Here is a 19839-nt window from a genome sequence, read left to right on the forward strand (position 1 = left end):
TTCCATGCGAATTGGCAGGATTCCCGCGAAGTCACCGGACTGGTGGCAAGGCTAGTCCCCCGCCGAACCGCTCACGCGAAGGGCGTTGATGATGGCGGGAATCGAGGCAATCAGCATGATCAGCGCCCACACGAGCGCCACCACCACAGTGATCAACGCCCAGAACTGATCGCCAATGGACACCAGCGGTCCGGGCAGAAACCCGTGGATCAGCCCCAGGATCACCTGAAGCAGCACGGACACCACCAGCAGCACCACCAGCCCCGTGACTTTGAGGAACTTGGGCTGGCTGAGAATCAGCAACACCGCGAACACGATTTTCAGCACCAGCAGCAAACCCAGGATTGCCGCTGCCTGCCCTTTCGGAAAGCTCCCCCACAGCGCCAGGTACGCAATAGTTCCAAACGGGGTGGCCACGAACAACCCGATCATCAGGAACAGCTTCGCCAAAGCCAACATTGCCGTCAGGAACGCCGCGATAACCCACAGCAGCGTCACGATGAACGTCGTGAGGCCCTGGATCCGGCCATATGTTCGAAGATCGATGATCAGGCTGAGCCCCAGCATCACCACCGTGAACAGCAGCAAGCCGTCCAGGAACGCGAGGAATCCAATGCCCGCGCCTGGCGGTTCGGCGTCGGCCCGCTGGGTCTTGAGGAAGACATCCAGTGGTACGCCCAGGTTGTTGGCATCGCTTGCGGAGACGGGGTCGACTGCGGTCTGCCCCAGCAGGAGCGACATACCCACCTCGGCCAGGACTACCAGGGCAAAGACAACGACGGCCGCGATGAAGAAGGGACGGCGCAGGGCATCCGGGTCAGGCCCGCTGCGGAACCCCTCACGAATTGACCACGCTGCGGCCATGGCTCAATTGTGGCACCGGGGGTTTCAAATACAAGCGCCCCACCAACAATGCCGCAGCACCCAGCACGGCCGGCACCAGCAGCGCCCAGCCGCTGAAGAGCAGGACCACAAGCATCACGACGGCGGCCACGATCACGCCGTACCAGGCCGCGGTTCCCCGGTGCAACAGGAGTACGCCCGCCGCCAATCCAAAGGCGGTCACAGCCGTGAAGCATGCCGAGGCGGCGCCGATCTGGAATTCCATGCTGAGGAACCCCACAGCTGCGAGGGCAAAGGAAAGCGACGTCATGACAGCGAGTGCCGCCAGGCTCACGGAAGGCACCTCCCCTGCACCCACGCCACGTGCCAAGGGCCGCGGCAGCACGCCGTCGGACGCCAACCTGGCACCCAGCTTGCTGGCCCCGGCCACGAACGTAGTCAGTGGCCCGAACGTCAACACGGCTGCCGCCACAGCCGTCACGGGAGCCGCCGCCGGTCCCAGTCCTTTCGCCAGCAGTTCGGCCACCGGGACGCTGCTGCCTGCGAGTCCGGGACCGAGGACGGCGACGCACGCCGCCACCAAACCGATGTAGACAACACCGACGACGACGAGCGTCAGCCAGGTGGCCCGCTTCAGGTCGCGTTCGGGGTGCCGGAACTCGCCGGCCAGATGCGTCACTGCCTCCCAGCCGGCGAAACAGAAGAAGAGGAGGCTCGCTGCACCGCCCACTGCCCAGTAGCCGTTCGGCGCGAAGGGCACGAAGTTTTCTGCCTTGGCGTAGGGCCCCGCAACGGCTACGGCGAGCGCAAGCAACGCCACGAGTAGGACCATGAGGAGGAGTTGGAGTTTGCTCGAGACGCGGATCCCTACCGCGTTGCTCAGGAAACCTGCCGCCAGGATCAGTGCCGCTGCTATCAGGGCCGTCTCCCGCCCACCGCCCATGGCATGCGCGATGTACTCCCCGCCGATCACCGCGGTGGCGGGCGCCCCGAATGGGATGGCGAAGTAGAAGAGGTAGCCGGCCACGATTGACGCCCGCTGCCCGAAAGCGCGGGTCACGAACGTGGCGATCCCGCCGGCGTCGGGCTGCTGCCTGGACATTTCAGCAAAACTGAACGCCACCGGGGTGCAGAAGACCAACAGCAACGCCCACGCTAATAACGACGCCGGTCCAGCAACTTGGGCGGCGATGGCCGGCAGAACCAGCACACCTGAGCCCAGAATCGCACCTACATAAATTCCCGTGGCCCTGAACAATCCAAGGCCTGAATTACCCGAATTACTGACAGCTCTACTCACCCCTCTACTGAACAGTGTTCGGGACCGTGGCAACAAGCGGGAAAACTGCCTGCTCGAGGCAATATCCTGCCGAATTCTTGTTGGGCTCGTGCTTCCTGACCTTCTTTGGATTTTGGCCGGGCGCTGTGCAACCCAAAAGGGCTGATTATCCGCTTGGCTGACGCCAAACAGGCTCAGGAAACAGCGGCCATGTGTACCCGACGCCGCAGCCGTGCCACCAAGGTAGCGGCGAGTAGCGCCGTCGTGATTTCCAGTCCGATCACCAGCAACAGCCCGGCAGCGCCGGTGGTATCTGCAACCCTCGACGCCGGCCCCCCACCATGCGCGTGTCCGGCACCTCCCGCTCCCAGCAGCAAGACGGAATGAAGGGCAATCATTGCCACAGCGGAAACCGTCACTTGGTGAAGAGCCCCGACGCGGCTGTGGCGCCAGATGTGAAAGCTGCACGGGACGCAGATTGCCGCCACAGCAATCATGAGGACGCCGAGCCACGCTCCGTGCTGTCCCCAGGCCGCGACCCAAAGGTGGACCAGGCACGAAACAGCCGTGAGGACTGCGCAGATCCGGGGATGGAGGACGGGCCCGGTTGACCGGACCCGTCGCGTCATCGTGGTCATTTCCAAGTACCGCTTAGTGGCAATGCCCGTGATCTGAGCCGGACACATCGCCGTGTTCATCCGCAGCGGCGGTGGCGGAGCTGTGGCAGCTCGAACCCGTTGAGTTGGCGGGCACATCCAGCACAGGGCTGCGATCGAAGAAGCCCTCGGGGCGCAGCTTGAAGCCCACCGTGTCCACGGGCATGATGGGCCAGTCCTCCACGCGGGGGAAGTGTGTGAGGCCGAAGGTGTGCCAGAGAACGATGTCCTGGCCGTCGATGTCGCGGTCCTGGGCCACGTAGGCTGGCAAGCCTGCTCCGCCGGAGTGCTGGTTCACGAAGTCACCGGTGGGGTAGCGTTCCTCGTCGGAGTAACGCGTGACCCAGAGGTCCTTCGTGGCGAATGCGGCACGCCTGGCGATGGAGGAACCTGGATCGGCCAGCAGTGTTGGCTGGTTTTCTGCGTGGAGCTTGTAGCCAACCGGCTCGCCCAAACGGTTCCGGGACTCGGGGTTGGAGATGATCCAGGTCCTTCCTGCACGCGCATCGGCTTCCCGGACGGCTTCAGACTCCTTGGTAAGGAGCGTCCGCTTGCGGGAGAAGGCGTTGCCGCGCTCATTGCCTGCACCCATGGTTTGACGGACTACGTCCTCTTCCTCCACGCGGTTGGTGAAACCGTCAACAGCCATGTCAAGGCGCGCGCTGAAGAGGTGCTGGTGGAACGGCGCGCCGAGCCCTGGAGCCAACTGCGAGATGTTGTCCGAGCCGCCCTCGGGGAAGGCGCTGGTGAACACGATGCCGGTGGCCTTGGCTTCAAACTCGATGGTTCCGTCCAGGTAGAGGTACCAGTAGAAGCCGTAATCGTAGTTGCCGATGGTAGTGAAGAAGGAGATCACCAGGCGACGGTTGCGGCGGGTGTAGTTGATCCCGGTCCAGAGGTCCGAGTGCTTGGAGAGGATGCCCCAGTCTTCCTCGTGCATGCAGATGCCGTTGCGGATTTCCCGGGGGTTGCCGAAGGCGTCGCTGATGACAGGGCTGAGGTAGGTGATGTCACCAAGGCAATCGCAACCGAGTTCCAGGGAGTTGGCGTACTGGCCCACGAGGTATTCGCCGGTGTCGAAGTAGTTCTGCCAAGAGCGGATAGGCGAGGGATCACCGTAGGGCACAACCATTTCGGCGATGGAGGCGCGATTGATGATGGGCCGAAGGCGGTCTCCGTCCTTGAAGGCAAGGTTGTGGAGGACAACTCCTTCGCGCACATCAAAGCCGACGTCCACGCTCCACTTTTCCCACTCCACATGATTGCCGCCGGTAACGGTGAAACTCGGGCCTTCGGGTTGGGTAATGCTGATGGGCTTTTGGGTGGTCCGGAGCGGGCCTGTGAGTTGGGGATCGGTGTAGTTTCCGTGCTCTTCCGGAATCGGCATGACACCGAGATCAATCACCTGGGTGACTTCCTTGTTGACCACATCCACATACGCCACCAGCCCATCCACCGGGTGCGCCCATGCGCTGTCCTCAGGGAAATCCTGCACGAATGCCAGGCCACGGAGGATGCGGCGGCCCCTCTCGTCGTCGTACTCAAACACGCCGGCGGACAGCGGAGCGACCCGCACCTTGGCCACCTCCAGGTCCCGCGCTGCCAGGGCGGCGAGCCACCGTTCATCCGTGGCAAGCAGCGTCTCAACAACCTCGAACTCTTCCTCCAGCACGGGAAGTTCCCCGGAGACTTTGGTGTCCAGTTCTGTTGCGGACAGGATCTGGCCTTGGGTCACGGACACCAGGACGTCGGTAGGAGCTCCGCCTGAGATGTCGTGGATGAAAACACGGAAGCGGCGGTCCTCTTCTGCTTGCCCCCGGGACGGATCCACAAGGCCCAGGTAGGCGATCCGCTGCTCGTGGCCAAGATGTCCGGCAGCCTGAAGGAGGCGCTGCACCTCGGAGATTTCAGCGCCTGTGGCCAGTCGATACTGGGTTTCCTCAACGGCGGCTGCGTCAGTTGCTGTCTGGGTTGCTGTGGGCGTCATGGCTGCCTCTTGTCCGGGACCTGTGATGGGTCAGGATTTATTTTCTATAGGTGTAGAGAATAACTGACATGTTAGCTCAGTCACAAGGCCTGGTCCACATATTGTTTCTAAGAAATTGCAGCGGTCCCCGCCGTTGCCGAAGTGCCCAGATCACTCTTTTCCAGTGCCCGCCCGGCTTGGAGTGCATCCGCCCATTCATCCGTGGAGGCAACAGCGGCCCAGTTGGAGTTCAACAGCGCCATAAGCGTGGTGTGCACGGTCCTGGCGTCCGCCGCACCTGCTTCATTGAAGAGGTTGATGGCGCCAGTGGCATCTGAGAGGACTTCAGTGGTGAAGCCAAGGAACTCCGCTTCAACGGCCGAGGCAAGGATGCAGTTGTTGGTCATGTAACCCACCAAGGTGACGGTATCGACGTCGTGCTCGCGCAGCCAGCCAGCGAGGTCCGTGCCAGCGTAAACAGAGCCGTACTGCTTGATGACCTCTTTCCATGAAGCAGTCCTGCGCGCTTCGACATCGGGATGGAGATCAAATTCAGGCGTTCCAGGTGCGAAGACCGGCGCGCTTTCTCCTTCGCTGTGCTGTATCGCCGCGATGGCGATCCCTGCGGCGGCCGCTGCATCGATGGCCTTCACGATCATCGGAAGTGATTCCTGGTGCTTCGGGTACTGGATCTCAAGGGGTCCGCTGAAGTACTGCTGCTGGACATCGACAAGGACAAGGGCCCGGCGGGGTGTGCTCATACTTTTCTCCCAAATAGCGGCTGGTTGCTCGCCAATTGACGGCTCTTCCATCATTGGCGCCCCAGCCGGTAACCACCAGTGGCACAAATGCCCATCTACGATGGAACAGAGCAGGCAGACGTTATGGTGGTGCCGTCGTGGTTCGCGGACGGACGCGAAACCAGCGAGACTCTACGCAAGATCCTTCAACAGGCTCACGGGCGCGGCGTAACTATCCTGGGGCTTTGCCTTGGCACTATTCCCGTCGCCGATGCCGGCCTCTTGAACGGACGTTCTGCCGTCACACATTGGCAGGCCTTCGACGCTCTGGCCAACCGGCACCCCGATGTATTCCTCGATCAAAGAGTGCTCTACATCGATCACGGAGACGTGCTGACTTCCGCGGGGACAGCATCCGGACTGGATGCTTGCCTGCACCTGGTTCGGGCCCGTCTGGGAGCGGAGGCAGCGAACCGCATCGCACGCAGCCTGGTCATCGCCCCACACCGTGAGGGCGGACAGGCGCAGTACATTGAGCATCCCCTTCCACCACGCTCCTCGGATGAACCAATGGCGCGCCTGCTGGAGTGGGCCATGGGTCGGCTGAGCGAGGACCTCAGCATCGATCGCCTCGCAGCCCAGGCACACATGAGCCGCCGAACATTCGTCCGCACTTTCCGTGCCTCAACAGGGACGACACCTTCGGCATGGATACGCACACGACGACTCGATGCCGCCCGCCGATTACTGGAAACCACAGACTTGTCCGTAGATCAGATTGCGGCTGACTGCGGATTTGGCAGCCCTGTGACGCTCCGGCAGAACTTCGCAACCGCCTTTGCCATCACACCCACGGAATACAGACGCACCTTTGACGCTCAGTCAGCGCCCGCCTGAAACGTAAGATGAGACCCAAGACCTGTCTGCCATATATTTCTCCGGGAGCCCCGTAAAGTGCCAAAGATTGTGGACCACGATCAACGACGCCTCGAACTGGTGGACGCAACCTGGCGGATCATTGCAAGGCTGGGCATTGAAGGCGCCACCATGCGGGAAATTGCCGAAGAAGCCGGCTTTGCCAATGGCGCCCTCAAGCCCTACTTTCCCACCAAGGATCTGCTGCTGACGTCAGCTTTCGGGCACGTTTTCAACCGCACCAACCAGCGCATAGCCGCCGTGACCTCGGGTTTGACCGGCATCGCCGCCCTGCGCGCCTTCTGCGCCGAAGTCCTGCCGCTGGACGAGGAACGGGTCAACGAAGCCCGCATCGTGATCCCGTTTTGGCAGAAGGCACTCAACGACGCCGAGATGGCGGCACTGCACAGCGAGTCCATGAACCAGTGGCACAACACCATCACGGCACATGCGGCAGCAGCCCGCGCGGCCTGCGAGATTGCCGCCCCCATCGGGGACGCCGCCGTCGCCGATCATCTGCTGAACATGATGCTGGGTGCCCAGATCGTGGCAGCACTGTCCCCCGCAGAGCACTTTGCCCAGGACCTTGAAGGGCAACTGGACAACTATCTGAGGTTGCTGGCTGCCTAACTGCTGGGCGGGCTAGCTGGTGGCGCCCGACGCCACCACGCCGACGCCCAGTCCCGCGATAACCCCGCTGCTGACACGCTCGACGGCGGTACTCACCTTGGGGCGCTTGAGCCACCGCATCGCCCTGAAGGCCACCACTGCGATCATCGAGAGGTAGGCAAAGGCAATGACGGCAACCACGATGCCCAGGATGAGTGACGTGCCCATAGTGTCGCCGCCATGCGGGATGAACTGTGGGACCACGGCCAGGTAGAACAGGCCGACCTTCGGGTTGAGCAGGGTGGAGAGCGCTCCTGCGCCCAGCGCCGCGAGCCGGCTGTACGGCAGGGGTGCCTCCGAGCCTGCTCCCCCAACGGATTCCTTGGCTGCCTTGGCTGCTTTACGGGACTTGATGAACGAAGAAACGCCGAGGTACAGCAAGTACAAGCCGCCCGCGATCTTCAGCCACCGGAAGAGCTCCGCCGATTGTTCCAACAGCGCGGCCAATCCGATACCCACCAAGGCAGCCCACACAATCGCGGCACCTGCGGATCCAGCCGCCGCAGCGATCCCGGCGCTGGGCCGGTTCAGGGCAATACGCAGGACCAGGAACGTATCCGGGCCCGGGGTTACGGAGAGGACCAGGCAGAGACCGGCGAAGGCGGCGAGGGATGCAAGAGTCACCCGCCAAATTATCCGGTACGAAAGGGGCCGAGGGAAAGCGTTCGCTTCCCGTCAAGGGCTGTTCGTGCATAGACAAGGCGACTCAGCATGACGCCAACCACACTGGAATCATCGCCGCGCGCCTCAACGGCCGCCAAGACTTACTACCCGAGCGGAGTACCAATGGAGACTTACGACGCCCTGCTGGCCTCGATCACCCCGGCCACCGGCCAGAACAGCCGCACGATTCTTGACCCTGCAACGGGTGAGGCTGTCGGTGAAGCCCCCGTACACACCGTTGAAGATCTTGACGCCGCTGTAGCAGCTGCCGCAGCTGCACAGCCGGCCTGGGCTGCCTTGGGCCACGACGCGCGGTCCGCTGCGCTCATGAAGGCCGCCGACGCCGTCGAACGCTCTGCTGAAGAGCTCGCCCAATTGCTCTCTCGCGAGCAGGGCAAGCCGCTCAATGGCCCGAACGCCCGCTTCGAAGTCGGCGCTTGCGCCGCATGGCTCCGCGCAACTGCCGCCACGCCGCTGGACCCTGAAACCGTGGTGGACGACGGCGAAACCCGCGCCGAACTGCACTACCGGCCCATCGGCGTCGTGGGTGCCATCGGCCCCTGGAACTGGCCCATGATGATCACCGTCTGGCAGATCGCGCCGGCCCTGCGCATGGGCAACGCCGTGGTGGTCAAGCCCTCCGAATACACTCCGCTGTCCGTGCTGGCGTTGGCCGCAATCATCAATCAGGAACTGCCCGAGGGCCTGCTTTCGGTGGTGTCCGGTGGCCGCGACGTCGGCGAGGCCCTGGCAGCGCACGAGGCAATCGGCAAGGTCATGTTCACCGGTTCCACCGCCACAGGCAAGGCGATCATCCGCTCGTCGGCTGATACGGTCAAGCGCCTCACGCTGGAACTTGGCGGCAACGACGCCGGCATCGTCCTCCCGGATGCCGACCCCAAGGCCATCGCCGAGGGCCTGTTCTGGGGTGCCTTCATCAACACTGGCCAGACCTGTGCCGCGCTGAAGCGCCTCTACGTCCACGACTCGCTGTACGAGGCAGTGTGTACGGAACTGGCCGCCGTTGCTGCTGCTATGCCGATGGGCAACGGCTTGGACGAGAACAACGTCCTGGGCCCGCTGCAGAACCGGCAGCAATACGACATCGTGGCCCGTCTGGTGGAGGCTGCCCGCGCATCCGGTGCCCGCATCCTGCTCGGTGGCAACCCCGACGACGATCAGCCTGGCAACTTCTACCCCACCACGCTGGTAGCCGACATCGACAACGACAACCCGCTGGTGGCAGAGGAACAGTTCGGCCCCGCCCTGCCGATCATCCGGTACAGCACCGTTGACGAGGCCGTCGCCAAAGCAAACGCGCTCGACGTCGGACTCGGCGCCTCAGTCTGGTCCTCCGACCTGGCTGCCGCCCGCGAGGTTGCCTCCCGTATCCAAGCCGGAACCGTGTGGATCAACAAGCACGGCGCAGTGGATCCACGCATCCCCTTCGGCGGTGCAAAGCAGTCCGGCTATGGCCTGGAGTTCGGCGCGGAAGGCCTCAAGGCCCTCGGCGTTCCACAGATCATCAACGGCTAGGTTCCGCTTTCGTGGCCCAACTGAGTCGCAGCAGAGCGCGTTTTGAGCCTTCAGAACGTGCTCTGCTGCGACTCAGTTGGGTTGCCCGGTGCTCCGCGTGAAAGCATGAGCACCATGGCCCAGAAGATTGCGTATCAAGGTGAACCGGGAGCCAATTCGGATCTCGCGTGCAAGGAAATGTTCCCCGAACTCGAAAGCGTGCCGTGCGCCAGCTTCGAGGACGCGTTTGAACTGGTTTCCACGGGCGAAGTCGAGCTGGCGATGATCCCGATTGAGAATTCCATCGCCGGACGTGTGGCTGACATCCACGTACTGCTCCCCCAGTCCAAGCTGCAAATCGTGGGCGAGTACTTCCTGCCGATCCGATTCGACCTCTTGGGCATTCCAGGCAGCACCATTGAAGGCGCAACAGAGGTTCACAGCCATATCCATGCTTTGGGCCAATGCCGCAAGATCATCCGGGAAGCCGGCCTCAAGCCAGTCATCGCCGGAGACACTGCGGGATCAGCAAGGGAAGTGCGCGACTGGAACGATCCCCGTAAGCTCTCCCTCGCTCCTCCACTGGCTGCAGGCTTGTACGGTCTGGACGTCCTGGCCTCCGGCGTCGAGGATGACCCCACCAACACCACTCGCTTTGTAGTTCTGGCGCGGGAACGCGAAATCCCCACCAAGGAGGAGCTCCCCGGTCCCGCAATCACGAGCTTCGTGTTCCGTGTGCGCAACGTCCCCTCAGCGCTCTACAAAGCGCTGGGTGGTTTTGCGACCAACGGCCTGAACATGACCAGGCTTGAGAGCTACATGGTGGGCAACGAGTTCGCGGCCACCATGTTCATCTCCGACGTCGAAGGGCACCCTGCGGACGCTCGTCTCCGCCGGGCGCTGGAGGAGCTGGAATTCTTCACCACGGAGGTGCGGATTCTGGGCGTCTACGCCGCCGATGGCTATCGCGAACGGAACACCGTCAACGCCTAGCGACTAATTCCCGGAACGGCCGTGCGCGAGTCCGGTCGGGAAGCCGACGAAAGCTGGTTCGGGTGAAGCACAGCAGCCCGACTCCGCTTCTTCGTTGATGACCGTGGCGGGAACATCGCAGCTGGTCCCGGCGTCGGTAGAGCAGACTCCGGTTTCGGGCAATTCCAGATGCACCGTGTCCGCCGTTTGGTGGTCACCAGCCAGTGCGGCGGCGACTGAACGGACCTGCTCATAGCCCGTGGCCAGCAGGAAGGTCGGGGCACGGCCGTAGGACTTCATACCCACGATGTAGAAGTCTTTCTCTGGATGTGCCAGCACCTTGGCACCGTGTGGAGGGACAGTGCCGCAGGAGTGGAATTCGGGGTCAATCAGTGGGCCGAGCTCGGTGGGTGCCTCAACGGCAGGATCGAGGTTGAGACGGAGTTCGCGCAGGATCTCCAGGTCCGGGCGGAAGCCGGTGCAGGGAACGATGACATCGACATCCAGCGTGCGTCCGTCAACAGATTCAACGCTCACTCCGGAATCGAGCGTTTTCAGGCCAACTATGCCGAAACGTGTGTGCAGTTCGATGCTTCCGGCCTCGACGAGCCGACGAAGCCTGGCGCCGAGCTGACCCCGGGCGGGCAATCCGTCCGCGGCTCCGCCACCGTAGACCTTATCTGCAGATCCGCCTCGCACGGCCCACAGGATCCGGGTATTGGGTTCGTCCTTGGAGAGGTCGGCCAAATTGATCAGGGTGTTCGCAGCCGAGTGTCCAGCGCCCACCACGAGGACACGACGGCCGGCAAAGCTGCTCCGGTCCCGCCCTGTGACGTCAGGAAGGGGCGAGGATATGCGGTCCGCCGCAGTCTCTTCGCCAATGGCGGGCAGGCCTGAGGTGCCCAGTGGATTGCGGGTTGACCACGTTCCTGAGGCATCGATGACGGCAGCCACAACATGATCACGGGTTTCGCCGCCTGCGTGCTCCACCCTGACCAGGAAAGGAGTGATGTCCCGGTCACGGACGTGGGTCTTGTCCAGCCCCAGGCGGGTAACTGCGATAACGCGGGCCCCCGTCTGCAACCGGGACGCCATGACCGGCATGGCTGCCAGCGGGGTGAGGTAGTTGTCGATGAGTTCCCCGCCATGAGGCAGCGCAGTGGGGCGCGGTGATTCCCAGCCTGATTGTTCCAGGAGGCGGACGGCCGCGGCATCGATGTTGAAACGCCAAGGCGAGAAGAGCCGGATGTGGCGCCATTGTTCGATGGCGGCACCTGCAGCGGGTCCAGCTTCAAAGATGACTGGTTCGAGGCCATGTTCGAGCAAGTGCGCTGCTGCGGCCAAACCGACCGGGCCGGCACCGATCACCGCGACGGGAAGGTTCTTCGCTGACTCCATGGTGTCCTCTTTCATCGTTGAAGATGCTCAGGCGTGGGTGGGTTCTTCCACCAGTGCCGTAGCTATGCTGTCTGCGTCCTCAAGCGCCGCCAGAAATCGTTCAGCATCCAGCGCTGCAGCACACCCTGTTCCGGCGGCGGTGATCGCCTGGCGGTACCGGTGATCCACTGCATCCCCGCATGCGAAGACCCCGGAGAGATTGGTGCAGGTGGTGGGCGAATCGACCTTGATGTAGCCCTCAGCGTCGAGGTCTACCTGCCCGGCGACAAGCTCGGTGCGGGGCAAATGACCGATGGCAACGAAGATTCCTGTGGCAGCCTGTTCCCGGGTTTCTCCAGTGCGGGTATCAGTGAGAGTCACTCCTGTGACTTTGGTGTCGCCGTGGATCTTGGTGACGGCGGAGTTCCAGGCGAAGCTGATCTTGGGATTGTCCTTGGCCCGCTGGGCCATGATGCGCGAGGCACGGAGCTCACCCTTACGGACCACGACAGTGACGGACTTGCCGAAACGTGTCAGGAACGTGGCTTCTTCCATGGCAGAGTCGCCACCTCCGACCACGATGATGTCCTGTTCCCGGAAGAAGAAGCCGTCACAGGTGGCGCACCAGGACACTCCGTGTCCGCTGAGCTTTTTCTCTTCCGGCAGTCCTAGTTCTTTGTAGGCCGAGCCAGTAGCGAGGATGACAGCGGGCGCTTCGTGCGTCTCCCCCGCGCCGGTGACCACCCGCTTGAGGTGAGCTTTCAGATCGACTTCTGTGACGTCGTCGAACACGATGCGGGCGCCGAACTTCTCCGCCTGCTCCTGGAGTCCGTCCATCAACTCGGGACCCTGGATACCGCCCGGGAATCCGGGGAAGTTTTCGACATCGGTGGTATTCATCAAAGCGCCACCTGCAGTGACCGAGCCCGCAAGGACGAGCGGTTTGAGCCCTGCCCGGGCGGCATAGATGGCCGCGGTGTAGCCGGCCGGGCCCGAGCCGATGATAATCAGTTGTTCGGCGCTGACGTCATTACTCACGAGAATCTCTCCTATGCGGGAAGCCGGATTACTTGGAGGCAGGGATGAGGGAGTCGATCAGGCCCTCGATGCGGGTCTTTATTTCATCCCGAATAGGCCGGACTGCGTCAACACCCTGGCCAGCTGGGTCTTCCAGGACCCAGTCTTCATACCGCTTGCCGGGGAAGTACGGGCATTCATCACCGCAGCCCATGGTGATGACGACGTCGGATTCCTTGACGGCTTCGGTGGTGAGTACCTTCGGGATTTCTGCGGACATGTCGATGCCCAGTTCGGCCATGGCCTCGACGGCGGCCGGGTTGACCTTGTCGGCGGGCTGGGAACCGGCGGAACGGACCTCGATCTCCCCCTTGGCGAGGGTGGTCAGGAACGCGGCGGCCATCTGGGATCGGCCGGCATTGTGGACGCAGACGAACAGGACGGAGGGCTTCTTGTTGGTTTCAGTGGTCATGCTTCTCCTCCAAGGGTGGGGCAGCGATCATCGCGGGAGTGAAATAGCGCTTGCGTGCCCAGAGGGCCACATAGACAAGTGCAACAAGTACGGGTACTTCAATCAAGGGCCCAACGACGCCGGCAAGCGCCTGACCGGACGCGACGCCGAAGGTGCCAATGGCCACGGCGATGGCCAATTCAAAGTTGTTGCCAGCCGCAGTGAAGGCGAGTGTGACGGTTTTGGCGTAACCGAGGTTCAGCCATTTGCCCAGCGCGATCCCCGCCCCGAATACCACGAGGAAGTAGACCAGCAGTGGCAGCGCAATCCGGAGGACATCCAACGGTCGGGCCATGATAGTTCCACCCTGCATGGCGAAAAGCAGCATGATGGTGAACAACAACCCGTACAGCGCCCAGGGCCCGATCCTTGGAAGCAAGCGGGCTTCGTACCAGTCGCGGCCCTTCGCCAGTTCACCCAGCCTCCGGGTGAGGAAGCCTGCCAGCAGTGGAATGCCCAGGAAGACCACTACCGATGCCGTGATGGCCCAGAAAGAGAAGTCCGCACTGGTGGTGGGCAGGCCCAGGAGCGCCGGAAGCCAGTGGAGGTAGAACCAGCCGAGCCCTCCGAACGCGATCACTTGGAATACCGAATTAACAAATACCAGCACGGCAGCCGATTCTCGATCACCGCAAGCGAGGTCGTTCCAGATCATCACCATGGCGATACAGCGGGCCAAGCCGACGATGATGAGTCCTGTGCGGTATTCGGGCAGGTCAGGAAGGAAAATCCAGGCCAACCCGAACATGAACGCTGGAGCTAAAAGCCAGTTGATAACCAAGGAGGTAACCATCAGCCGGCGATCCGTCAGCACTCTGCCTGCTTGGTCGTATCGCACTTTCGCAAGAACCGGATACATCATGACCAATAGCCCGACGGCAATTGGCAAGGACACCTCGCCAACTTTCACTGCTTCCAGCCACGAATTGAGGCCCGGGACGAGACCTCCCAAAATCAGGCCCAGCGCCATGGCGGCGATGATCCACACCGGCAGCAAACGGTCCACTGCCGAAAGCCGTCCTACGACGGCGGCGCCGCCCTCAGGCTTACGGGCTGTGGTCTGCGTCGGCGTGCTCACCAGGCTCCTGGAATTCTGCCCGGCAACAGCCAGGGCATTAGATTGATAAAGTTCGATATAAGTATCAGCAGCTATATCGATGATTGTCAATCTATGTGCATAATGGATATATGGACTCCCCGCAAACCCTTCAACTGCTGCACGCGGACGAACTCCCAGCTGTGGATAGGCCGGCAAGTGCTGGCGATGAAGCCTGCTGCGAGCCTTCAGCCCAGCCGTCCCTCGATGCCTATGAGGCCCAGGTCCGCGCCTCCGTGTTTAAGGCGCTGGCCGATCCCAACCGCCTTCGTCTGTTGTCCATCGTCAAAAGCGCACACAGCGGCGAAGCTTGCGTCTGCGATCTCACCGAGCCCTTGGACCTCGGCCAGCCGACAGTCTCACACCACTTAAAGATCCTCGTGGATGCCGGTCTTCTGCACCGCGAAAAGCGGGGCACATGGGCTTACTACTCCTTGGTCCCGGGTGCCATTGAGCGCACTTCCGGCCTGCTGGAGACCCTGTGACAAGGGAGGCTGCAGGGCCAAGGGAGACTACATGGACAAGACCGTCATTAGTCAACAGCGAGGTCCGGATCCGCAAAATGACCCGTACCGATTGGCCGGTGGTCCGGGAGATCTTCACTGAAGGCATCGAGTCCGGGAACGCCACGTTTGAGCCCGCTGCTCCTGAGTGGGAGCAATTCGACGCTACAAGGCTCAAAGATCACCGGCTGGTAGCGGAAGCAGGAGGCCGGATCCTCGGTTGGGCAGCCGTATCCGCCATCTCCTCGCGTGCAGCGTATGCGGGCGTCGTGGAGCATTCCATTTACGTGGGCGGGGAAGCCCGTGGTTTGGGTGTAGGCAAGGTCCTTCTCCGCGCGCTGATCACGTCCACGGAAGAAGCAGGAATCTGGACGATCCAGGCCAGCGTCTTTCCCGAGAATGAAGCGAGCCTCCGGCTGCATGTTGCGGAGGGCTTCACGGTTGTCGGCCGACGGCATCGGATTGCCCGGATGCCCATTGGCCCATGGGCGGGGCAATGGCGCGACACCATAATGATCGAAAGACGCTCCGCGACTGTCTGAAACCGCAAGTGTCTGCGAAGAGGGAGAGCCATGGCTATCAGTGAGTTGCCGCAGCTTGGCTCTGCGAGCGCGGACCGCACGGTGTTGGGTAGCAAAGCAGCCACTCTTTCCGAGCTCACGGCAGAGGGTTTCAAGGTGCCAGCGGGGTTCGTCGTCACGTCGGAGGTGGTCGGGCAACTCGGCAATAATCTCGCGGGCGCTTTGAAAGTTGCTGCCGGCAGGATAGGGCCGGGGCCGTACGCTGTCAGGTCCTCTTCCGCCGCCGAGGACCTCGCCGGCGCTTCCTATGCAGGTCTCTACGAAACCTTGCTGAACGTTGAGCGGGATGACCTCGAGAAGGCTGTCGGGCAATGCTTTGCCTCCGCTGCGGAGCAACGTGTTGCTGTGTATGAGACGGCTCTCGGAGCGGCGGCCCGCAGCGATGCGGCAAGCCCTTCCATGGCGGTACTCGTTCAACAGATGGTCCAGCCCCATGCCGCCGGCGTTGCCTTTACTGCCAACCCACTGACCGGCGACCTCGACGAAACCATTGTCACTGCCGTCGCCGGTCTTGGGGAGTCGCTGGTGTCCGGTGAAGCAGTCGGAGAGCAATGGACAGTCCGCGCCAGCGCCACCATGTGCAACAGGGACGGCAGCATCCTCACCTCGGACCAAGCACGGCAAGTAGCGGCGCTGGCCCGTCGGATCCACGAACGAGCGGGAGTGCCGCAAGACATCGAGTGGGCGCTGGACCACGACGGTGCCTTGTTCCTTCTTCAGGCCCGCCCGATGACGGCGGTTCCCACGCCAGTAGCTTGGACGGCTCCGGGCGAAGGCCTATGGGCACGGAACTTCAGGCTCGGTGAATGGCTTCCAGATCCCATGACGCCGCTGTTCGAGGACTGGCTTCTGCCCCGGATCGAGGCCGGGTATCTCGACGGCATGGAGGACGATATTCAGGTGCGGGTGCCGTTTCGTTACGGCTCCGTCAACGGCTGGTATTACAACGCCCCGCCAATTCCGTCCCCAAGGATTGTGGCACCTTTGATAGTTCGAAGCCGTGGTCGCCTGCCATGGTTCCTTTTCAACGTCCTTCTCCGGGTCTCCCGCAATCCGGCTGCGGCACACCGCGCTGTTCTCCATGGGCTGGAGTTGAAATGGCGACACCAGCTGCTGCCCGACTATCGGGAACTCGTGCGCAGTGCCGAGCAAGAGGTGGACACAGCTTCCCCGGCAAGGCTCATCGAGCTTGTGGATGCCATCGCCCGGCAGGCGGGAACCTACCTCTGGTCCTTGGCCGTGGTGGGTGGATCTGCTTGGAAAATCGAAGCGGCCCTGGCCAGGTTCTGGCAAAAGCACCTAGCCGCTTCCCTGAGCGACAAACCCGCAGGGCTGCTCGGCCATCAGGCACTCCTCCGCGGCCTCACCGGCAGCACTGCGACACCATCGGGATCGGCCGTCTACTCTCTCGACTGGTACCACCCGACCTACGGCGAGGCCGGCATCCGAAGCCCTCAAACGGATTCAACCACCGCAGGAAAGGAGGCGCTCGACGCACAGCGGAACGCAGCCGAAGCGGCGGCCAGGGCAGTGCTGCTTGATAGTCCCAGGGTCCTCACCCGCTTTGATTCCCTCCTAACGATGGCCCAGTACTACGCCGCCCTTCGGGAAGAACAGTCCCTTTACCTCACCCTGGGATGGCCGGTCCTGCGCCGTTGCGCCAAACGGCTGGGAGAAATCCTCGCTGCCGCAGGAGCCATCGAGGACCCGCAGGACATCCATTTCCTCCACCTGAGTGAGGTGATGAACGCGTCGGTGGACCAAAGGGAGCTGGTAGGAAACCGCCGTGCAATATGGCAGATGCAACGGCGTCTGGACGCACCACTCATCATTGGGGAACCGGGCAGATTCGGAGGTGATCCCGTGGCGAGCGCAGTTGAGGCAGCCAGGACAACCCACGAGGTTCCTGCGGGTGCGATTGTCGGCCACCCGGCCAGCACTGGACGCGCCACGGGCAGAGTGCGGGTTATGTCAGGCTTGGAGGAATTCGACAGCTTCCTCGACGGCGAGATACTCGTAGCGCGATCCACCGCACCCGCCTGGACGCCCCTTTTCGCTCGGGCCGCCGCGGTGGTCACCGACGGCGGCACCCTCGCCGCCCACGCGTCGCTGGTTGCCCGGGAGTACGGCATACCCGCAGTCGTGGGAACCGGCAACGCAACCCGATTGCTCAGGACGGGCCAACGAGTCACCGTGGACGGAGGCGCGGGCTACGTCGTCGCAGCCGAATAACGAACTACCGCCCCACCGCCGTTCGCTCCTCCTCCCGGGGACGCGTCACCGCATCAGCCTGGCGGCCGGGCTTCCCTGGCCACCAAATCCGGTGTCCGATGTCGTACGCGAGTGCGGGCACCAACAGTGAGCGGACCAGAATGGTATCCAGCAGTACCCCGAAGGCCACGATGAACGCCAACTGCACCAGGAACATGATGGGAATGACTCCGAGGGCGGCAAAGGTAGCAGCCAACACAACACCGGCTGACGTAATCACTCCACCTGTAACGCCCAACCCACGCAGGATTCCAGGCCGTGTCCCGTGCTTCAACGATTCCTCACGCACCCTGCTCATCAGGAAGATGTTGTAGTCCACACCCAATGCCACCAGGAAGACGAACCCGAAGAGGGGAACCGTGGCATCGGCTCCTGAGAATCCGAAGACGCCGTTGAAGACCCAGGCCGAGACGCCCATTGCTGCCGCATAGGACAGGACCACGGACAACACCAGCAGCACAGGCGCCACAACGGAGCGCAGCAGAAGCATCAGGATGAAGAGGATGACCACCAGGACGATGGGGATGATGACCACCAAGTCGCGCTGCGCGGTGGTATTGGTGTCCAGCGCAGTGGCAGTAACCCCGCCGACCAAGGCGTCGGCGCCGGCCTCTTTGACTGCCACCCGCAAGGACTTAACTGTTTCTTCAGCTTGAATCGAGTCGGCGGCAGAGTCGAGCGTCGCATTGATCAGCACCTTGCCCTCACGGACGGCAGGATCGGTCGGAGTGCCCGGGGCGCCGGTGATGGGCACATTTCCGTCAGCCAGGAGATAGGCGTCCCCCACGCCGTCGGCCCCTTTGACCTTGTCCAGCACTTCCTGCGCGGCATCTTCGGAAGCGACCACGACGACGGGGCTGCCGCTGCCGGCGTCGAAATGCCGCGCCAGCGCGTCCTGGCCGTCCACGGCGTCGGAGGCCGAGAGGATGACGTCCGTTTGGGGGACACCGTTGGCCTTCAATTGCAGGACTCCTGCTGAGGCCACCAGGAGCAGCAGGACCGAAGCCACCCATACGGCGCGCGGCCGGCGGGAAACCAAGGAAGCAGTTGCGCGCCACAGGCCCTTTTGCCCTTCAAGTCCAGTAACCAGCTCAGGTTCGCCTTCGTCGTCGGGCAGGAGCTTGGGACGGAAAGGCCAGAAGGCGGCGCGGCCCAGCAGGGCCATGAGCGCCGGGAGGAGGGTAAGCGCGGCGAAGAGCGAGCAAAGGATTCCGGCGGCTGCCACAGGGCCCAGCGCCTTGTTGGAGTTCAGATCGGAGAAGAGCAGGCAAAGCAGGGCGATGATGACTGTCGCGCCGGACGCGAGGATCGGTTCGAAGGAGGCCTTCCATGCTGTGAGCACTGCCCTCGTACGGTTGGTTGTGTGGGTCAGGGCCTCGCGGAACCGGGCCACATACAGCAGCGCATAATCCGTGGCCGCACCAATCACCAGGATGGACAGGATGCCTTGGCTCTGGCCGTTCAGCTGGATCCACCCCAGTTTGGCCATCGCGAACACCAGGAGAATGGCTGCGCAAAGCGCAAAAACCGATGTCAGGAGGACCGCCAGAGGCAGCACGAGCGAGCGGTACACGAGCAGCAGAATGACAAACACGGCGCCAAGCGCGACGAGCAGGAGGATTCCGTCGATACCGCCGAACGCGTTCACCAGATCAGCGGTCAGGCCCGCGGGACCCGTGACAAACGCTCGTATTCCCTCCGGGGCACCCGGTTGAACAACGTCTCGGAGCTCCTGGATCTTGTCACGCAGCTCATCCGAAGATGCTATTGGCACGATGAACTGGACCGCTTTCCCGTCCTCCGAGGGAAGAGGCCCGACGACGGCGTCACCCAGCCTGAGTGCCTCGATGTCAGCTTTCAGTTGGGCTGCTTCGCCAAGCTGGGCCGGGGTGAAGGCGGTCCCGTTCTCAACGATGACCACCGCAGGGATCTCCTTGGAGTCCCGGAACCTCGCCTGCCGGTTGCCTGCTTCCGTCGCTTCGGCGCCTGCCGGGAGGAACGAAGCCTGGTCATTGGAGGAGACCTCGTCCAACCGCCCGAACGTTGGGCCGCCAACGCCGGCGATGCCAAGCCAGATGATGACAAGCACCACCGGCACCAGCCATCGAAGCCAGAAAGGTACCTTCTTCGGGTTCATGGGTCCTTCTTCCGAGACATGGGAAAGTCTTTATTCCACCACAGAATATCTCTACCATGGAACTATTCCAACAGTGAACCATTTACTGATGCCGGATTCCTGTTGGGCTGGGAGTAATATCCGACAGG

The 19839-nt window shown here is 62.6% G+C and carries 18 protein-coding genes; 7 read left to right on the forward strand and 11 right to left on the reverse strand.

Annotation, left to right across the window (positions count from 1 at the left end; translation table 11 throughout):
* Positions 1-51 precede the first annotated feature (51 nt).
* From ABIE18_RS18645 to ABIE18_RS18665, 5 genes are all read right to left on the reverse strand, one after another.
* Entirely contained in the window at positions 52-864 is an 813-nt protein-coding gene (locus ABIE18_RS18645) for a hypothetical protein (RefSeq protein WP_477518564.1), read from the reverse strand.
* Positions 839-2143: an APC family permease gene (locus tag ABIE18_RS18650; RefSeq protein WP_499724091.1), complete on the reverse strand. Its 1305-nt coding sequence runs from the start codon at positions 2141-2143 to the stop codon at positions 839-841. The genes ABIE18_RS18645 and ABIE18_RS18650 overlap by 26 nt, the downstream gene beginning before the upstream one ends.
* A gap of 173 nt (positions 2144-2316) precedes the next feature.
* Positions 2317-2760 carry a hypothetical protein gene (locus ABIE18_RS18655; RefSeq protein ID WP_499724092.1) on the reverse strand — a complete coding sequence of 148 codons (444 nt, stop codon included), beginning with the start codon at positions 2758-2760 and terminating at the stop codon, positions 2317-2319.
* 13 nt (positions 2761-2773) lie between these two features.
* Entirely contained in the window at positions 2774-4765 is a 1992-nt protein-coding gene (locus tag ABIE18_RS18660; RefSeq protein WP_499724093.1) for a primary-amine oxidase, read from the reverse strand.
* A gap of 107 nt (positions 4766-4872) precedes the next feature.
* A complete protein-coding gene (locus tag ABIE18_RS18665; protein ID WP_499724094.1) occupies positions 4873-5505 on the reverse strand; it encodes an isochorismatase family protein in 633 nt (210 codons plus the stop codon).
* 87 nt (positions 5506-5592) lie between these two features.
* Here ABIE18_RS18665 and ABIE18_RS18670 point away from each other — a divergent pair, with 87 nt between their 5' ends.
* Together ABIE18_RS18670 and ABIE18_RS18675 are read left to right on the forward strand one after the other, a co-directional pair.
* A complete protein-coding gene (locus ABIE18_RS18670; RefSeq protein ID WP_499724095.1) occupies positions 5593-6381 on the forward strand; it encodes a GlxA family transcriptional regulator in 789 nt (262 codons plus the stop codon).
* 57 nt (positions 6382-6438) lie between these two features.
* Complete coding sequence (locus ABIE18_RS18675; protein ID WP_499724096.1) at positions 6439-7029, forward strand: TetR/AcrR family transcriptional regulator; 591 nt, start codon at positions 6439-6441, stop codon at positions 7027-7029.
* A 12-nt stretch (positions 7030-7041) separates the two neighbouring features.
* Here the strand turns inward: ABIE18_RS18675 and ABIE18_RS18680 are convergent, their stop codons facing one another.
* Positions 7042-7692, reverse strand: coding sequence for a LysE family translocator (locus ABIE18_RS18680; protein ID WP_499724097.1), 651 nt, complete (start codon positions 7690-7692; stop codon positions 7042-7044).
* A 162-nt stretch (positions 7693-7854) separates the two neighbouring features.
* On the opposite strand from ABIE18_RS18680, the gene ABIE18_RS18685 reads away from it, so the two are divergent.
* On the forward strand, positions 7855-9267 hold the full coding sequence (locus ABIE18_RS18685) for an aldehyde dehydrogenase family protein (RefSeq protein WP_499724177.1): 1413 nt from the start codon (positions 7855-7857) through the stop codon (positions 9265-9267).
* 114 nt (positions 9268-9381) lie between these two features.
* Entirely contained in the window at positions 9382-10239 is an 858-nt protein-coding gene (locus tag ABIE18_RS18690) for a prephenate dehydratase (RefSeq protein WP_377653338.1), read from the forward strand.
* A 3-nt stretch (positions 10240-10242) separates the two neighbouring features.
* Here ABIE18_RS18690 and ABIE18_RS18695 read toward each other — a convergent pair whose 3' ends face one another.
* The 4 genes from ABIE18_RS18695 to arsB are packed head-to-tail and all read right to left on the reverse strand — an operon-like array spanning position 10243 to position 14201.
* Positions 10243-11616, reverse strand: a complete 1374-nt coding sequence (locus ABIE18_RS18695) for an FAD-dependent oxidoreductase (protein WP_499724098.1) — start codon at positions 11614-11616, stop codon at positions 10243-10245.
* 27 nt (positions 11617-11643) lie between these two features.
* A complete protein-coding gene (gene trxB, locus ABIE18_RS18700; protein ID WP_499724099.1) occupies positions 11644-12633 on the reverse strand; it encodes a thioredoxin-disulfide reductase in 990 nt (329 codons plus the stop codon).
* 28 nt (positions 12634-12661) lie between these two features.
* Positions 12662-13084: an arsenate reductase/protein-tyrosine-phosphatase family protein gene (locus ABIE18_RS18705; protein WP_431116844.1), complete on the reverse strand. Its 423-nt coding sequence runs from the start codon at positions 13082-13084 to the stop codon at positions 12662-12664.
* On the reverse strand, positions 13074-14201 hold the full coding sequence (gene arsB, locus ABIE18_RS18710; protein WP_499724100.1) for an ACR3 family arsenite efflux transporter: 1128 nt from the start codon (positions 14199-14201) through the stop codon (positions 13074-13076). The genes ABIE18_RS18705 and arsB overlap by 11 nt, the downstream gene beginning before the upstream one ends.
* Positions 14202-14311: 110 nt before the next feature.
* Between arsB and ABIE18_RS18715 the strand changes: the two genes are divergently transcribed.
* The 3 genes from ABIE18_RS18715 (at position 14312) to ABIE18_RS18725 (ending at position 17535) form a co-directional block, all read left to right on the forward strand.
* On the forward strand, positions 14312-14704 hold the full coding sequence (locus ABIE18_RS18715) for an ArsR/SmtB family transcription factor (protein WP_499724101.1): 393 nt from the start codon (positions 14312-14314) through the stop codon (positions 14702-14704).
* 77 nt (positions 14705-14781) lie between these two features.
* Positions 14782-15264 (forward strand): GNAT family N-acetyltransferase, encoded by a 483-nt coding sequence (locus ABIE18_RS18720; protein WP_499724102.1) that lies wholly within the window; start codon positions 14782-14784, stop codon positions 15262-15264.
* Positions 15265-15294: 30 nt separating this feature from the next.
* Positions 15295-17535: a PEP/pyruvate-binding domain-containing protein gene (locus ABIE18_RS18725; RefSeq protein WP_499724103.1), complete on the forward strand. Its 2241-nt coding sequence runs from the start codon at positions 15295-15297 to the stop codon at positions 17533-17535.
* A 4-nt stretch (positions 17536-17539) separates the two neighbouring features.
* On the opposite strand, the gene ABIE18_RS18730 is transcribed toward ABIE18_RS18725, so the two are convergent.
* Positions 17540-19711: an MMPL family transporter gene (locus tag ABIE18_RS18730; protein ID WP_499724104.1), complete on the reverse strand. Its 2172-nt coding sequence runs from the start codon at positions 19709-19711 to the stop codon at positions 17540-17542.
* Between the last annotated feature and the right edge of the window lie 128 nt (positions 19712-19839).

It is taken from the genome of Arthrobacter sp. 2762 (assembly GCF_040548745.1).
GTDB lineage: Bacteria > Actinomycetota > Actinomycetes > Actinomycetales > Micrococcaceae > Arthrobacter.

Excerpts from the sequence above, each read along its gene's own strand:
- ABIE18_RS18645 (WP_477518564.1), bottom strand. The coding sequence starts at position 864 with ATGGCCGCAGCGTGGTCAATTCGTGAGGGGTTCCGCAGCGGGCCTGAC.
- ABIE18_RS18670 (WP_499724095.1), top strand. The coding sequence starts at position 5,593 with ATGCCCATCTACGATGGAACAGAGCAGGCAGACGTTATGGTGGTGCCG.
- ABIE18_RS18685 (WP_499724177.1), top strand. The coding sequence starts at position 7,855 with ATGGAGACTTACGACGCCCTGCTGGCCTCGATCACCCCGGCCACCGGC.
- ABIE18_RS18690 (WP_377653338.1), top strand. The coding sequence starts at position 9,382 with ATGGCCCAGAAGATTGCGTATCAAGGTGAACCGGGAGCCAATTCGGAT.
- ABIE18_RS18720 (WP_499724102.1), top strand. The coding sequence starts at position 14,782 with ATGACCCGTACCGATTGGCCGGTGGTCCGGGAGATCTTCACTGAAGGC.
- ABIE18_RS18665 (WP_499724094.1), bottom strand. The coding sequence starts at position 5,505 with ATGAGCACACCCCGCCGGGCCCTTGTCCTTGTCGATGTCCAGCAGCAG.
- ABIE18_RS18660 (WP_499724093.1), bottom strand. The coding sequence starts at position 4,765 with ATGACGCCCACAGCAACCCAGACAGCAACTGACGCAGCCGCCGTTGAG.
- ABIE18_RS18705 (WP_431116844.1), bottom strand. The coding sequence starts at position 13,084 with ATGACCACTGAAACCAACAAGAAGCCCTCCGTCCTGTTCGTCTGCGTC.
- ABIE18_RS18655 (WP_499724092.1), bottom strand. The coding sequence starts at position 2,760 with ATGACCACGATGACGCGACGGGTCCGGTCAACCGGGCCCGTCCTCCAT.
- ABIE18_RS18715 (WP_499724101.1), top strand. The coding sequence starts at position 14,312 with ATGGACTCCCCGCAAACCCTTCAACTGCTGCACGCGGACGAACTCCCA.
- ABIE18_RS18725 (WP_499724103.1), top strand. The coding sequence starts at position 15,295 with ATGGCTATCAGTGAGTTGCCGCAGCTTGGCTCTGCGAGCGCGGACCGC.
- ABIE18_RS18730 (WP_499724104.1), bottom strand. The coding sequence starts at position 19,711 with ATGAACCCGAAGAAGGTACCTTTCTGGCTTCGATGGCTGGTGCCGGTG.
- ABIE18_RS18695 (WP_499724098.1), bottom strand. The coding sequence starts at position 11,616 with ATGGAGTCAGCGAAGAACCTTCCCGTCGCGGTGATCGGTGCCGGCCCG.